Source organism: Corynebacterium sp. HMSC077D03 (assembly GCF_001808545.1).
Classification (GTDB): Bacteria; Actinomycetota; Actinomycetes; order Mycobacteriales; family Mycobacteriaceae; genus Corynebacterium; species Corynebacterium simulans.
In genome coordinates, this window is record NZ_KV793689.1 from 1 (window position 1) to 1,496 (window position 1,496).

At 54.5% G+C, this 1,496-nt stretch carries 1 protein-coding gene; it reads left to right on the forward strand.

Annotated elements, in window-relative coordinates; all coding sequences use genetic code 11:
- Positions 1-87: 87 nt before the first annotated feature.
- Positions 88-1,431 carry an IS256 family transposase gene (locus tag HMPREF2888_RS06575; protein WP_070518540.1) on the forward strand — a complete coding sequence of 448 codons (1,344 nt, stop codon included), beginning with the start codon at positions 88-90 and terminating at the stop codon, positions 1,429-1,431.
- The last annotated feature ends 65 nt before the right edge of the window (positions 1,432-1,496 follow it).

A 1,496-nucleotide genomic window follows, 5' to 3' on the forward strand; every position in this document is an offset into this window, starting at 1 on the left:
GCACCTCACCGACGTGCGGGGCATCCACGAGAGAGTGTCTGATGGTTTGTGTGTGGGAATCCATCCCGCATAAGGAGATAAGCCAGAATGACTACTGTGGCACGACGAGACCCGGCTGATAAGGCCAAGATTGACGCGATTGAGAAGAAGCTTCTTGCTAACCCTGAAATCGCGAAGCTGATCGACGAATTGGGCACTTCCACCTCGGATGCCAATGACTTGGTGCGCGGTATGTTGCAAGCCTCGATTACCCGAGGGCTTAATGCTGAGATAGATGCCCACCTCGGTTATCAATCCGGTGATCGGGACGCTAAAGCGGCAGCTGGGACTGATAATCACCGCAATGGCACCTACCCGAAGACGGTTGATTCCAATTACGGGCCGGTTACCGTAGACATCCCACGAGATAGGGCTGGGACGTTTCTTCCCACCATGGTTCCCAAAGGCTCTAGGCGTTTGACTGATGTTGATGACATGATTGTCAGCTTGTACGCCGGTGGAATGACTGTGCGAGATATTCAGCACCATATGGCCACCGCCATGCGGGTGGATATCTCCCATGAGACGATTTCCGCTGTCACTGACGCCATCCTTGATGAGGTACTGGTGTGGCAAAACCGCCAGCTCGACGAGTTCTACCCCGTCATCTTCCTCGACGCATTGCGCATCAAAGTCCGTGACGGTGGACGCGTAGTCAACAAGAGCGCCTATATGGCCATCGGCGTGGACATCGAAGGAATTAAACACATCCTGGGACTATGGATCGCCAAAGAGGAAGGAGCATCCTTTTGGGCGCAGGTGTGCTCTAACCTGTCGAATCGTGGGGTCAAAGACGTCTTCATTGTCTGCTGTGACGGGCTCAAAGGCCTACCTGAGGCAGTGGAGGCAACCTTGCCAGGATCGATGGTGCAAACCTGTATCGTGCACCTGATTCGTGCTGCCAACCGATGGGTGGCCTACGGCGACCGCAAGGCCGTGTCCGCAGCACTGAAGAAGGTCTACTCAGCCCCTGATGAATCCACTGCTGCAGCAGCACTGGCAGAATTCGCAGACTCTGAGCTGGGCGAGAAATACCCCAGATCCGTCAAGGTCTGGCAAGACGCGTGGGAACGATTCGTACCGTTTTTGCAGTTCCCGCCGGCAGCCCGCAAGGTCATCTACACCACGAATTCGATTGAGTCGTTTAACAATGAGCTGCGTAAAGCCACTCGTAACCGGGTGCAGTTCACCAATGATGAGTCCGCATTAAAGACACTGTGGTTGATGATCTGCAATATCGAAGACAAACGCGCAGCTAAACGCGCTAAAGAAGGTAAACGAGCCGCCGCTTCAGCTAGCCGGCTCGTTGAAGGCGGAAAGGTTTCCGGGTGGAAACAAGCCATCAACCAAATGGCCGTGGCCTACCCAGACCGCTTCGACCAATACCTCTAGAAACCAAGCCCCACACACAAACAACTTGACACGCTCATCCACGACAAAGACCCGTCCAGACCGTC